At 34.4% G+C, this 12,924-nt stretch carries 12 protein-coding genes; 4 read left to right on the forward strand and 8 right to left on the reverse strand.

All coding sequences use genetic code 11. The annotated features are described in order from the left end of the window. Positions 1-130 precede the first annotated feature (130 nt). The 4 genes from G6W41_RS09280 to cas6 form a co-directional block, all read right to left on the reverse strand. Entirely contained in the window at positions 131-799 is a 669-nt protein-coding gene (locus G6W41_RS09280; protein ID WP_194171333.1) for a hypothetical protein, read from the reverse strand. Between the two features lie 1,180 nt (positions 800-1,979). Continuing rightward, the gene (gene cas1 / locus G6W41_RS10390) at positions 1,980-3,542 is read right to left on the reverse strand and encodes a CRISPR-associated endonuclease Cas1 (protein ID WP_346010884.1); all 1,563 of its coding nucleotides are present in this window, start codon (positions 3,540-3,542) and stop codon (positions 1,980-1,982) included. Continuing rightward, complete coding sequence (locus G6W41_RS09290) at positions 3,425-3,796, reverse strand: hypothetical protein (protein ID WP_194171335.1); 372 nt, start codon at positions 3,794-3,796, stop codon at positions 3,425-3,427. The genes cas1 and G6W41_RS09290 overlap by 118 nt, the downstream gene beginning before the upstream one ends. A 62-nt stretch (positions 3,797-3,858) precedes the next feature. After that, positions 3,859-4,671 (reverse strand): CRISPR system precrRNA processing endoribonuclease RAMP protein Cas6, encoded by an 813-nt coding sequence (cas6, locus tag G6W41_RS09295; RefSeq protein ID WP_194171336.1) that lies wholly within the window; start codon positions 4,669-4,671, stop codon positions 3,859-3,861. A gap of 149 nt (positions 4,672-4,820) precedes the next feature. On the opposite strand from cas6, the gene G6W41_RS10340 reads away from it, so the two are divergent. From G6W41_RS10340 to G6W41_RS09310, 4 genes are all read left to right on the forward strand, one after another. After that, entirely contained in the window at positions 4,821-4,949 is a 129-nt protein-coding gene (locus tag G6W41_RS10340; RefSeq protein WP_258031995.1) for a hypothetical protein, read from the forward strand. A gap of 254 nt (positions 4,950-5,203) precedes the next feature. Continuing rightward, the gene (locus G6W41_RS09300) at positions 5,204-7,255 is read left to right on the forward strand and encodes a protein kinase domain-containing protein (RefSeq protein ID WP_194171337.1); all 2,052 of its coding nucleotides are present in this window, start codon (positions 5,204-5,206) and stop codon (positions 7,253-7,255) included. Positions 7,256-7,266: 11 nt separating this feature from the next. Next, positions 7,267-7,956 (forward strand): vWA domain-containing protein, encoded by a 690-nt coding sequence (locus G6W41_RS09305; RefSeq protein ID WP_103612121.1) that lies wholly within the window; start codon positions 7,267-7,269, stop codon positions 7,954-7,956. Further along, entirely contained in the window at positions 7,957-8,928 is a 972-nt protein-coding gene (locus tag G6W41_RS09310; protein WP_194171338.1) for a PP2C family serine/threonine-protein phosphatase, read from the forward strand. A 251-nt stretch (positions 8,929-9,179) separates the two neighbouring features. Here G6W41_RS09310 and G6W41_RS09315 read toward each other — a convergent pair whose 3' ends face one another. From G6W41_RS09315 to G6W41_RS09330, 4 genes are all read right to left on the reverse strand, one after another. Continuing rightward, positions 9,180-10,796 carry an AAA family ATPase gene (locus G6W41_RS09315; protein ID WP_194171339.1) on the reverse strand — a complete coding sequence of 539 codons (1,617 nt, stop codon included), beginning with the start codon at positions 10,794-10,796 and terminating at the stop codon, positions 9,180-9,182. A 130-nt stretch (positions 10,797-10,926) separates the two neighbouring features. After that, positions 10,927-12,099, reverse strand: a complete 1,173-nt coding sequence (locus G6W41_RS09320) for a type II toxin-antitoxin system HipA family toxin (RefSeq protein WP_194171340.1) — start codon at positions 12,097-12,099, stop codon at positions 10,927-10,929. 189 nt (positions 12,100-12,288) lie between these two features. Further along, entirely contained in the window at positions 12,289-12,573 is a 285-nt protein-coding gene (locus G6W41_RS09325) for a type II toxin-antitoxin system RelE family toxin (protein WP_194171341.1), read from the reverse strand. Then, the gene (locus G6W41_RS09330; RefSeq protein WP_194171342.1) at positions 12,551-12,805 is read right to left on the reverse strand and encodes a ribbon-helix-helix domain-containing protein; all 255 of its coding nucleotides are present in this window, start codon (positions 12,803-12,805) and stop codon (positions 12,551-12,553) included. Before G6W41_RS09330 ends, G6W41_RS09325 begins: the two co-directional genes overlap by 23 nt. Positions 12,806-12,924 lie beyond the last annotated feature (119 nt).

Genomic DNA, 12,924 nt, shown 5'->3' on the forward strand with positions numbered 1-12,924 from the left:
GCATCGTATATTGGTATTTTATTTAAATTTATATTTCATTTACTTAAAAAGAGTTAAGGCTTGCAAATTTAGTTAAAAATATTTCTAAAAAGAAACATTTAGCCAAAGCATACGCCTTGGCTACTATGAACTAAAATTTCGCCGTGATACCCAAAGTCACTATAGGTTGTCCTTTTTTTAGGTCGCTACCATCTAGTCTTTGGCTTTGATAGCCGCCATATATGTTAAGGTTCGCCCCTTTAGTGATACTTATAGAGATAGGTACGCCAAAGCCGTATGTAGAGCCTTTGATATTTTTGATGGCATATAGATCATACTGAGTTTTATCGTAAGATCCACTCACACCGATACTTAGCCACTCAGCAACTCTATAGCCATATGTTGCTTGCACGCCGTATTCTCGCCAGTTTTTAAGATCACTGCCGACATCGCCGGTAACAAAGCCATATTTGTAGTTTGTCTCAAGTGCTACAAACTGATTTTCAGATAGCTTTTGAGACCAGCCAAGTCCGCCACCTATCTCGAGAAATCTATGCACATCCTTGCTTCTAACGCCAGCATGACCTGCTAAGCGGAAGTATAGCTCGCCATTAGCAGCTTGCACTAAGCCATATTTACCATCGAAGCCAAGAGCAAAAGAGGAAGCGCCCCATATGTCAGTACCTTTGTAGTAAGTATCTAGCGCGATGGCAACTTTGTCGTGATTAGTAGGTGCTATATTAGCTAGATTAGCAGCCTCACTAGCAAAAGCAGAGCTTACAACTCCTGCAACCATTAAAAATAATGCGATCTTTTTCATAAAAACTCCTTAATTTTTTTATTGACGCTTTAGCATCAACTTCGGAGGCAATTATAAAAAGTTTCGTTGTCATATATAGTCAATTTAGCGATTATTTTTTTATATACCAACTAAAAAATAACTAAAATGAAATGTATCTATGAATTAATACTCGAGAACTATGCTCGATAGATATGTCTATTTCAATCCACTAGATCAGGGAAATTTGTATCTAATAAAGCACACTGTTGTTGAAAACATGGAGATGTTAGGTTCTCGTTTCAATCCCCTAGATCAGGGAAATTTGTATCTAATTTGACAAAAGCTTTGTCATAGTTGAGGCGCTTAAAGCTGCGTTTCAATCCCATAGATCGGGGCAATTTGTATCTAATCTGGATGACAGACCATGGTTATGAAAAATACATAGGGTTTCAATCCCATAGATCGGGGAAATTTGTATCTAATAATATTTTTATGTTTCCTTAGTTGATCTTTTATTAGCTCTGTTTCAATCCCCTAGATCAGGGAAATTTGTATCTAATTTTTGAGCTTCGTGATAAAAGCTCTTTGCTGCTTCTTTAGCGTTTCAATCCCCTAGATCTGGGAAATTTGTATCTAATATGTTTTTTTCTCACAGCACTCCCTTGGTGCGCATTAAAGTTTCAATCCCCTAGATCGGGGAAATTTGTATCTAATTTCAACAAGCAAAATGTCGTCCTTGGCGCCCTATTGGTGTTTCAATCCCCTAGATCGGGGAAATTTGTATCTAATAGCCCAAAAAACGATTGTAAATTAACAATGAGTTTTAAAAGAACTACTCTTTGCCGGCATTATATCACAAATGGCAAAATGTTCGAAAATGTGGCTAAAAAAATTTTTCAAATTCGCACTCTTTTGCTTATATATAGCTTAAGATAGCGAATTTAAGGGCATTTATGAAAGCTAAAAAGTTCGAAAATCTAAAATGAAAAGTGAAAATTTGTGTGATTTTCGAATTTTAGCAAATTTGGGCTCTATGCCAAGTGCCTAAAAAAGGCAACTTTTAAAAGTGCAAAAATGCAAAAGTTCGAGAAAGTCTTTTTTGGGATAGAGAAATTTGAGATTTTCGAAGATTTTGAAACTTAATAAAATATAAAAGTGCGGTAAAAAGGGCGTTTTGAAATTTTCAAAAGTTCGAAAATCAAATCCCCAAAAAAGGCGCTTAGACATAGGTGTCGCTTGGGCAAAATATCTTGCCCTCGCCTAAGGTCTCGCTTTTAGCCATGCAGCTCTTGCAGATACGGTAAAATAGCACTTTGTCAGTTTTAGGGTCGATGATCTTTGCACTGCTACCTTCGAAGCCTAGAAGCTCGCTTACGCTTTGGGCGTTTGAGATGTGGGAGGTTAGTATCTCTTGCATGGAGCTGATGTGGGAGCTTAGGCTTTTGTGGTATTTGTCTAGGTACTTTAGGTAGTTGATCTGGTTTTTGAGCTTGCCGGTGATGAACTGCTGGGCGATACGCAGAGACTTTTTAGTTTTTAGCAGTGTTATCTGCGAGGCGGCGGTTTTTGAGATGGCTGAGTTTGCTGTAAAGAGCGTGGCATAGCTTAAATTTGTCTTTTCGTCGATGAAATTTATAGAAATTTTGCGTTTGGCGCACTCTTTTATGACGGCGGAGCTTAGGGAAATTTGAGCGTTTATGATGATCTGGGTTATTTGAGCGATCGGGAATTTGTGCTTGATAGTGCCTTTATCTTTTAGGACAAATTTACCCTGTGAGAGCGCTAGAAAATAAAATGGCGTCGTTATGTGGATGACGGAGCTTTGCGAGAAAGACTTTGTGTACTCGCGCTTTTTGGCTTCCAGGGCGTTTTGGACGGACTTTACGGCTGGACGTTTAGCGTTTTTGTAGTAGGAGAGAATTTTTGCTTTTTTGAGAGAGTGACTTAGCTCAAATGGGAAATTTAAATTTGATAGAGCGTCTGCTAGGGTGTGCTTGTCTATAGTTTTTAGAAATTTGCGAGTTAAATTTGTCAAAACTTCATCAAAATGCAGGCAAAATCTATCTTTTTGTGCGGACGAAAAGAGCTTAAGCGAAATGGTCTTTAGGTGTGAGATATAAGCGTTTATGCTCTCTACGCTTTGGGTGATCTCTGGCTTTTTAGACGAGGCTGCGAGTTTTGCTAAAATGCGTGCAAATTTATCCTCGCCTATGCTTAGCTCATGAGCTTTGAAATTTACGCCTAGAAAGGTGAATTCGCTATCTTTGTCGTGTAAAGATGTTTTGGCTTCGTTTAGGGATAAATTTATGGTCGCTAAAAAGTCTTTTAGTCTGGCAAGCGCTTGCTCGCAGGCTTCACGTGAGCTAAAAAATAGAACAAAATCATCTGCGTATCTTACAAACTCTATACTGCTATGCTCAAGAAATTTATCCATTTGATCTAAATAGATGTTTGAAAGAAGTGGGCTTAAGACGTAGCCTTGATGGACGCCTTTTGTGTGAGAGGTATAGTCAAAACGCTCGAAAATGCCATTTTTGGTCCAAAGCTCGATGAGTCTAATAATGCGAGTGTCTTTGATATTTGAGCGTAAAATTTCAAGAAGTTTTTCGTGGTTTATGTTTTCAAAAAAGTCTTTTACGTCGGTTTTTAAGACAAAGTCGTGCGTCAAGCAAAAATCTCTGGCTCGAAAGATGGCGTTTGAGTATGATTTGCCACTTCGGTAGGCGTAGGAGCGGTTTGAAAAGCCCTTGTCAAAATAGCCTGAAAGCTCGCCAATAAGGATGTTTTGTGCTTTAAAGATGGGATGGCTAGTTTGCGAAGCTCGTCTTTGTTCTCTTTGGGGATAAAGGCTCGTTTTAAGGGCTGGGGCGAATAGGAGAGTGTGAAAATCTCATCTTTAAGCTCGGCGTAAAATACCTCTGAGCAGATATCCTCTATGCTAAGTCCGTCAAGCCCTAAGGCTGTGTGCTTGAGCCTTTTTAATGCGTACTCAAATGAGCTTTTTGTAAAAATATCCTCTAAATTTAGATCAAACATAGGCTATCCTTTTAGTGCTTTAGTGCTTGGTGCAAAAGCTAGCCAGTGCCGCTTATGAAAGGCTAGATCTGTGTCACATCTATCTTGCCTAGTCCAAAAACGGTGCTTTTGCCAACGCCTGTGATAGTGGCTAGCTGTAAAAGCCCTGCTGAGCGCTCATCAAGGCCATAAACTCGCATCTTGCCTATAACGCCACCAAATTGCATCTTGGTGTGCTGGCGGTTTGAGTAGCGCTCAAGGTCGTAAAAGCTAAGCTCTTGCTCGAAACGCTCAAATTTAACCTCAAATTTATCCATCTGCGTGCCTGAAATGCCATCAAATCGCATGGCGATCTGGCGGATAAATAATCTAAAATCTATCTCACTTTTAACAAGGGCATTTTTTTGTTTTATACGAAGTGGGGTTTGAAGGTGGATCTCGTAGTCGCCTGAGGTGAAATTTGGTGTGAAATTTAGAGTTTCTGGCTCGGAGTTTAGTAAAAATTTAGTTTCGGCCATTTTGCCATTTAGCGCGAAGTGGCTGAGCTTAAATTTATCTCTACTTGCGCCAAGGCCGATATCTTGCATATTTTTAACAGCGATAGCTACATAAGGCAGGTAGCTAACGGCATGCTCGAAAAGCAAAATTTTAAAGTCAAAGCTCGTTTGATCAAGCTCGATATCTAGCCTAAAATTTGGCGTATCAGAGATATTTTCAAAAAATTCATCATAAATGCAGCTGCCAGAAATGTCGCATGTGTTGCACTCTTGGCTAACGAAAGGGCAGCTTGCGTACCTTAGTGCGTGTCCGAAAGTGCCTCTAATAGTAGAGCCTATAAATGGGTAGGTGGGCTTTAAATTTGTGCCGCAAACGGCTAACTCTAAATACTTTAGCATGGTTGCCTTTGAGAGATTTTTTAAAATTATACTCTAAAAGAAGTTTTTGCTAGCTGGAGCGGGCAAAATGGGCACTTAAATGTCAGCATTTGACGCTGCTAATTTGTAATATTTCGCCTATTTATAAAAATAAATTTAAAGGATAAAAAATGCAAAAGCGAGATCAAAATATATTGTCTCACATAAGGCGAGAAATTTCTCTATCGACAAGGGTCAAAAAAGATAAAAGTAAGTATAGCAGGAAGCTAAAGCATAAGTGTGCGGTGGGTTTTGAGTAAAACGATTTTTAATTTTACAAATTTTTAGGACTAAGTAAAATAAAAGGTATAAGTTGAAATAATTTAAAAATTTGCTTTCATAGTGAAGTTTTCCTGTTAATAAATAAAGTAGACATGAAGGCAAACATAGCTTTTAGAAGCAGTAAATTTTGTTAGTTTTTTAAAATTGATATTTTTTGAAAAACATTATAAGAGAAAAATTTTATTTGTTTTATTTGATGTTGTATAAATTTTTATAAAATCCAAGGAGAGTTATGCAAGAGAATAAAAAAGAGGCTATATTTTTAGATTTTATTTGTAAAGAATTTAAAATTTTTATTGATACATGCTCTCTTTTGGATGATATGGCTTATATTTTTTTTGAAAATATAAAGCCTTTTCTTAAGGCTTATAACAAAAAAATTATAATTCCATCAAAAGTTATTGAAGAGCTTGAAAAACACTCGCAAAATAGCGATCCAAACAAGTCAGAGCTGGTTCAAAATGCTACTAGAATGCTTTATGAAATCTTACCAAAACTAAAAAATGATGGCTTTATTGAAATTAAAGGCGAAAAAAATGAACCATTTGCTGATGCTGTTTTTCACTATGTTTTTGATAAGTTTAGGACTATACATAGGTTGCTTTTAATAACACAGGACAATAAACTTGCAAAAGATATATTAAATAAAAACGAAAGTGAATCGGTAAAGGGTCATAAAATTTTTGTACGACGGATAAATCCTAAAAATGGTTTTTTAATGAAATTTTATTTTGATGCACAAAATGAGCAGCCCCTAACTTCTCAAGATATTTCAAAACAGGCAGTGACCAACTCATTATCTTTGAAGTCAAAGCCATTTCATTCTCTGGCAGAAGAACAGCCATTTAAAATTGATTCTATAGTAACAAATATTGTAGATGAAAAAATAAATATAAGCCATATCCCTGTTGAAAATGAGATGGTTTTTACCAGAGACAAAGACCAAATTAAACTAATTAAAAAAATAGCAGAAGGTGGTGAAGGTATTGTTTATGAAACAGACTTTAAAGACAATGTCGCTAAAATCTATAATTGCTATTCAAATACACAGCGTCGATACGAAAAGCTAAAGCTAATGACAAGTAAAAATATAGCCTTTAAAGGCATTTGCTATCCAACAAAGCTTTTGTACAATAAAAAAGATGAATTTGTAGGTTATTTGATGCCAAAAGCAAGCGGTAAAACACTAGGTAAGAGTTTATTTATTAAGCCACTCTTTCTTAAAAACTTTCCGAACTGGAGAAAACAAGAAACGGTTGAGCTAAGCCTTACAATACTTCAAAAAATAAGTTATTTACATAGCAAAAATATAATTTTGGGCGATATAAATCCTGAAAATATTTTACTTGTTTCTCCCAAAGAGGTATACTTTGTGGATACTGATAGTTACCAAATTGAAAATTTTCCTTGCCCTGTTGGGACAATAAATTATACAGCTCCTGAAATTCAAGGCAGGCATTATCCTGACTTTTTACGTACAATGGGTAATGAGAATTTTGCTCTTGCGACTTTACTTTTCATGATAATGATACCTGGCAAACCACCATATTCGCAGCAAGGCGGTGGTGATCCAGTTAAAAATATAACAAGTATGGATTTTTCATACCCATTTGGTGATAATTCCAATAAAAAAACGCCCGATGGTCCTTGGAGATTTATTTGGTCACATCTACCATATCGTCTAAAAGAGGCATTTTACAATACATTTAAAGATGGGGAAAAACATAGTAAGGAAAATGTACGTTTAGGCGTAGAACAATGGATAGAAATTTTTAAAGATTATAAAAATATGCTTGATAGTAACAAACTTGCTCAAACAGACCAAATGAGTGAGGATATTTACCCAACAAGATATAAGAAACACAAGGATTTAAATTACATAAAATGCATACTTTGTGGAAATGAAATATCAGAAGATGCTTCAAAGGATGGGTATTGTAATAGTTGCTTATTTGATAAAGGTGAATTTTATAAATGTCAAAGCTGTGGTAAGGATATGTTTTATACAAACCATAGAAAATTTATCTTAAAACAGCCAAAATTAACAATTTGTTCTGAGTGTAACAATTTAAAAAAAGAAATAGTATGGCAAGAAAATTGTGTAAATTGTGGTAAAAGTATTATGTTAACTAGAGGAGAATACGACTTTTATATGCGCAAAAATTTATCTCTTCCTAAGCGTTGTAAGAAGTGTCGGCAGGATATTGCATCAAAAAATGGATTTTCTACTTTATTTACAATATTAATAGCTTTTTTTATTATTTGGTTAATTTTTATAAGATAAAAGGATAAAAAATGAGTTCAAATTTGCTTCTAAGACGGGAGGATTTAATAAATAATCCAACAGCTCGTGTCCCTGTATGTTTATGTTTAGATGTAAGCGGTTCAATGAATGGTGCACCGATAAAAGAGTTAAATGATGGGGTTAGATTATTTTATGAAGCTATAAAAACTGATGAAACAGCATTTTATTCGGCTGAGATTAGCATAATTACCTTTGGAGAAAATAGCGCTAGGTGTATCCAAGATTTTTCGAGCTTAACGCTAGAACCAAATGCGCCAGTGCTAACAGCCAGTGGAGGCACACCGATGGGCGAAGCCATAAATTTAGCACTTGATATGTTAGAAAGCAGAAAGAGTGAATATAGCGATAGTGGTGTAGATTATTACCAACCATGGCTTGTCGTTATGACTGATGGTCAACCAAATGGAAATATAAGAGAGCTAGAAACAGCAATAATGCGAACAACAAACCTAATAGTAGAAAAAAAACTTACAATATTTCCTATCGGTATTGGAGAAGATGCCGATATGGATGTTTTAACAAAACTATCACCAAAACGTCCACCTCTAAGACTAAGAGGGCTGAATTTCCGCGAGTTTTTTTCATGGCTTAGTAAAAGTGTAGCGAGAGTATCAGCATCAACTCCAGGTGAAAATGTTAAACTTGATTTGGCAGGGATTAGTTCATGGGGTGAAATTTAGATGTATTGTTTTAAAGCTGACTGGGCAATGGTTGCATGTGCTGTAACTGGGCGCATCCACATATCTGAGAATTTGCCCTGTCAAGATAAAACTTATTCTGTTTGCAAAAATGGTGTGAACATTATTGCTCTGGCTGATGGCTCTGGATCAGCTAGACTATCACATTTTGGGGCAGAGGTGGCTACGTTTAAAATATGCGATATTTTAACTTCCTGCTTTGATAGACTTTTTAATGGCAACGAAAATGATATAAAAAAACAAATTTTATCAGAGTTATTAAATTCATTAAGTAAAAAGGCAGAAGAGTTAAAATGTGAGTTAGAGGAACTAGCTAGTACGCTTCTGGTTGTTGGCGTTAAAGACGATCGTTTTATTTTGTTTCATGTTGGCGATGGCATAGTAGGATATACAAAAGACAGAAAAATAGGTGTTTTAAGTACCCCAAAAAATGGCGAATTTATAAATGAAACGATATTTTTAAGTTCAAAAAATACTCTTGAGCAGATGAAATTCCGAAGAGATGTTTTAAATGGTATTGATGGCTTTTTATTGCTTTCTGATGGGGCAGGTAATTCACTTTATCATAAAAAAGAAAAACGACTAGCCTCTGCGCTTTTAAACATAGTAAATGCACTAAGATATATAGATTCAGAGTGCATAGAAGCTGGTTTAATAGAGAGTTTTGAGAGGGTTATCGCAACTACTACGAACGATGATTGCTCTATTGCCATAATGTCAAAAAAAAGTATTTATACTATGCTTGATGATAAAAGTAAAATGGACTTCTTGGGCGTGGCTTCTTGTAAAGCTATAACGAATAGTGATAAAATTTTGGCATTCTTGACACGTCCTCGTACATTAAAACAGATTTCTAGACACATCAGGTTAAAACAAAAGATAGCTAAAAAACATATTTTAAGACTTTGTAAACTAGAACTAATATGCATAAAAAATGGGCTTGTGTTCTTTTAATAAGTTATTTTTACAAAAACAAACTTTTTTAAAAGGCAAACTATTGTAATAAAACAATACTAATTTTAAGTAATAATTTTTTTAGTATTTAACTACTTTTTGAAGCAAGTAAAAAGGATACTATGTAAAAAATTATTCTAATTTCTAAAAGTTCTGTCAAAAAATAAGACATTTTTTGGTATACAATAGTTACTTTTTATATTCAAAGGTCGACTTTTTCTAAAATTGGATAGCTATTTTTATTTTTTTATTTAAGTTAATTTTACCTCTTTTGGCCTCTTGAAGCTGATCAATAAATCGTTCCCAAAAGGAGATATGTCAATTCCAAAATTTTCACTTAAATTTGGATTTTCCTCTAAGAGTTTCTTTTTGAGCTTAGTAAGTGTTGGTGCAGAAGCTATTTTGTCATATTGCCTCATCTTTATAAATTCCGACAGAAGAATGCTTTTGCTTTGCACGGTGAAAAGGAAGCGTATTAGATCTTGAATAATTGGATTAGATATTTGATCAATAAGATACAGCCTATCGCTATAATCAAGAAGCGATTGTTGCTTGAGCATATTAGAATACTCTGGCCTGAGATAAATTATTATATTCTTTTTAACGTTTTTACTATTGTCGCTTTCTCGCTCTAAAATGTCTGTCCTTAGTATTTGCATGTTTCTTCTCTCAAATACTATATTTTCATTGTCTTTCTCGCCGTTCAATACAATCTTAATGTCATACATAAAATTTCCAAGTTCATAGAGTTTTTCTTTAAGCCATTTATATGATCTTGGGTTTTTGCCCATTTTTTTCAAAAATTTGTATGGTTCTAATATTGCGCTAAGCTGAACTTCTTCTCCATCTAGTTTTGTATTTTTTAATTTGAAACTAAAATCCCTAAGGATATAATCTAGTATAGTTCTGTGCTGTTGAGTGAGAATTTGATTTTTGATTGTAGTTTCAATATATCCACTTTCTAGTTTCTGAACAAAAGTTATTGACTTGTTATTTTTCATGAAAACGTCATAAATATTAGAGCCTATTATTCTTTCAGCTCCTAAAAATAGTATCGCTCTACACTCATTTACTGAAATATAACCCTTGTTAAATTTAATAAGTTCTGTTTGCTGCAAGGTAGTTTTTATAGGTGTTTCGCTTTTTTGGATGTTCTTTTTGTCAAAGTCCGTGATTGGCAAAATTTGAACATCTTGCTCGATAAAAGAATTTCTAATACCAAGATTTTCTTTGTCAATTTCAATGTGTCTAAAACCAGTATTCTCAGTCGGACTTATAATTTTATAGACTGCACGTGGTGAATTTTTTATACTGCTCGCACCTCTTATGTCCGTATTTCCCTTGTTTGAGTGATGAATGATCAAAAATGCTGTATGGCATTCATCGCATATATTTTTAAATTCGTTCATTATGAAATTTACTACACCGTTGTCATTCTCATCAGGGGCTTTTGTGCTGCCATAAATATTTTTACACATTTCTGAAAAAAAGACAGAAAAAGTATCGATTATTATGAGGTCAAAAAAATGTATGCTAAGCTCTTTTTTTAGATCTTCAAAAAAATCTTTTTTGGGCTTGCTATATGTTACAGAAATTTTGTTTTTCTCAAATTCATAAAACGATGAAATAACATCGCATCTTTTATTGAAAGAGTCTTTGTTATCCTCAAGGCTAACATATAAAATACGCTCACCGTTATTTATTAGCTCAGCAGCACATCTTAGCGCTAAAAAAGATTTTCCACTTCCTGGCTCACCATACAAAAGGGTAATCTGTGATCTTGGCATAGGTAAAAAATTTTGACATAAAAGCGGTTTCTCTGGAAAATCATTTAAATCATCTCCTACTTTTTCTATATTTAAAGCCATATTTGTCCTTTTTCATAAATCTTTTACTATTGTATAGCGGTATTTGCAAGCGCCTAATATTTAAATTATTTTTTAAAAAAATACATTAAAAATTAATACTATTTGAAGAGTAAAATTGCACTATATAAACCTATCCACCCCTTCCAAAATCCTCGTGGCAATAGTTATTTCTTAGCATTTTTAAGTTGCCGCTATTTATTTTATTTCGCTTTGCTATCTCTTCAAATTTATCTCTTGCCATTAGCATATCTGCGATAATCTCTTTAAACTCACCGTCATTTATCTCAAATTTTGATTTTATATCATAAAAAAGCTGGACTGAGGGCAAACTTTGAAAACCCACAAAATTTAAAGCATGGTTTTGTTTTAAGTAGATTATAGGTGTTGGTGTTATATCAAATGCAGGGGATAAATTCCAGCTTTTTGTTTTTTCATCATATAATACGCCGTGATTTCTTAGGTGATCGTCTGTGTTGCCAAATAAGCCATTAAAAACCATACGTCGAAAAAGCTCTTTTTTGTTTTTACTATCAAGTACGCTAGCTAGATCGCAGTAGCTCTTATCGTTACTTTCATCGCCATCTCTAACCCCAAGCAAGGTCATAGCCGACTTATAGGGTATTCTCTTATCGCCGTTTCTGTCAAATCTTTTGACAAGCAAAGCTGTGCCTTTTGCCGTTTCAAAAAGCTCACTTTGACATACGTTTATTTTTGCGACACTGGCAACATCTAGCATAGTCTTTTCACTACGAGAAATTTGCCTATATTCATCTTTTATGGACGGAAATTTGACTATGTAAAGCTCATTGTCTTTTAATACACTTGCCTTTGGTCTAGCACCACCCAAGCTTCCGCTAGGTGCGAGCAAATTTTTAATATCACTTTCAAGGCTCTCACCACGCTCAATTCTTTGTGATGATATACAAAGCTCGCTAACGTGAGTTAGTTTTGGAATATCGTTTGTAGCAGATACAAATTCGCACTCTTTTTCTATTCTGAGTGAGCCTATACGAAAATAGTCACTTACTCCTAGCATATATTCGCTTTCAGTAAGTTCGCTACCAGCTTTTCGCTTTTGGATTAATCTGCCCCATATTTCTGGGCTTATATCGCAAAATACTCCCCATAGATTTTTAGACACAAACTGGGAGCTTTGCAGTGGTAAATTTGGGTCTATCTCAAAGCCTTTTTTTAGCCACTCTTTATCGTATTCAAAATAATATGTTTCATTTCTACCTACAGCATATACTTTAAGAAATCCCACAAGATCATTGTTGCTATATATTTTTAAAGTATCGCTCATAACTGCGCCTTGCAATTTTATAAAAATCTGTGAGTATAATATATTTGACTATGCTTTAATTCTTCACACTCAAGAAAGAGTATGATCATAAAAACAAATAAAAGCAAAATGCAATAAGTTTGCTTTTATTATTAAATTATGCTTGTCAAAAAAATCCAAAATTTGTGAGATAAAACCGCTTGGATTTTTTTAATAAACATCCCCTCTGCTACCGACCCTTAAAACAAGGATTATAAGCTCATTTTCTCTTTTTTCGTAGATAACCCTGTATGTTCTAAGCCGTAGCCGATAACAACCCTCTAAACTGCCCTTAAGCCTTTTGACATTTCCGTTTTTCAACAAAATTCTTTCTTGATCGTCAGAAAAATTTTCTATAAAATCATTTAAAGATTTTATAATTTTAGCCGATTCGAAAAATCCAATATTATTAAAATCTTTTTTAACGCTATTTTTAAATTTTAGCTCCCAACTCATTTATATATCTCTCCATGTCAGCACTTGATATAATGACATCATCCTTATCATTTAACCTCCTTGTGGCAACGGTCATATCTAAAAAATCAATATAATACTCAACCGCATCGGCGACTAGGCAACTCCTAGTTTTACCTAGCTCTTTTGCAATATTATCCACCTCGTTTTTTAAATAAGTATCAAGCGTGATGCTTATTTTTGTCGCTCTGATATCCTTAACTCCTTCAGTCATAAAAATACTCCTCCATTGTCCTTTTCGTTTCATAGATGTTATAGCATAAAGTAAGATAAAAATCAATATAAAATAGAATATTATTGTCTTATTTTAATAAGAACATATAGACATATCGG

Origin of the sequence: Campylobacter concisus, assembly GCF_015230035.1 — a bacterium.
Classification (GTDB): Bacteria; Campylobacterota; Campylobacteria; order Campylobacterales; family Campylobacteraceae; genus Campylobacter_A; species Campylobacter_A concisus_BK.

Bases quoted from the DNA above. Each gene is read 5' to 3' on its own strand.
- G6W41_RS09310 (WP_194171338.1), top strand. From the start codon at position 7,957: ATGTATTGTTTTAAAGCTGACTGGGCAATGGTTGCATGTGCTGTAACT.
- G6W41_RS09290 (WP_194171335.1), bottom strand. From the start codon at position 3,796: ATGTTTGATCTAAATTTAGAGGATATTTTTACAAAAAGCTCATTTGAG.
- G6W41_RS09280 (WP_194171333.1), bottom strand. From the start codon at position 799: ATGAAAAAGATCGCATTATTTTTAATGGTTGCAGGAGTTGTAAGCTCT.
- G6W41_RS09325 (WP_194171341.1), bottom strand. From the start codon at position 12,573: ATGAGTTGGGAGCTAAAATTTAAAAATAGCGTTAAAAAAGATTTTAAT.
- G6W41_RS10340 (WP_258031995.1), top strand. From the start codon at position 4,821: ATGCAAAAGCGAGATCAAAATATATTGTCTCACATAAGGCGAGAAATT.
- G6W41_RS09300 (WP_194171337.1), top strand. From the start codon at position 5,204: ATGCAAGAGAATAAAAAAGAGGCTATATTTTTAGATTTTATTTGTAAA.
- cas6 (WP_194171336.1), bottom strand. From the start codon at position 4,671: ATGCTAAAGTATTTAGAGTTAGCCGTTTGCGGCACAAATTTAAAGCCC.
- G6W41_RS09315 (WP_194171339.1), bottom strand. From the start codon at position 10,796: ATGGCTTTAAATATAGAAAAAGTAGGAGATGATTTAAATGATTTTCCA.
- G6W41_RS09305 (WP_103612121.1), top strand. From the start codon at position 7,267: ATGAGTTCAAATTTGCTTCTAAGACGGGAGGATTTAATAAATAATCCA.
- G6W41_RS09330 (WP_194171342.1), bottom strand. From the start codon at position 12,805: ATGACTGAAGGAGTTAAGGATATCAGAGCGACAAAAATAAGCATCACG.
- G6W41_RS09320 (WP_194171340.1), bottom strand. From the start codon at position 12,099: ATGAGCGATACTTTAAAAATATATAGCAACAATGATCTTGTGGGATTT.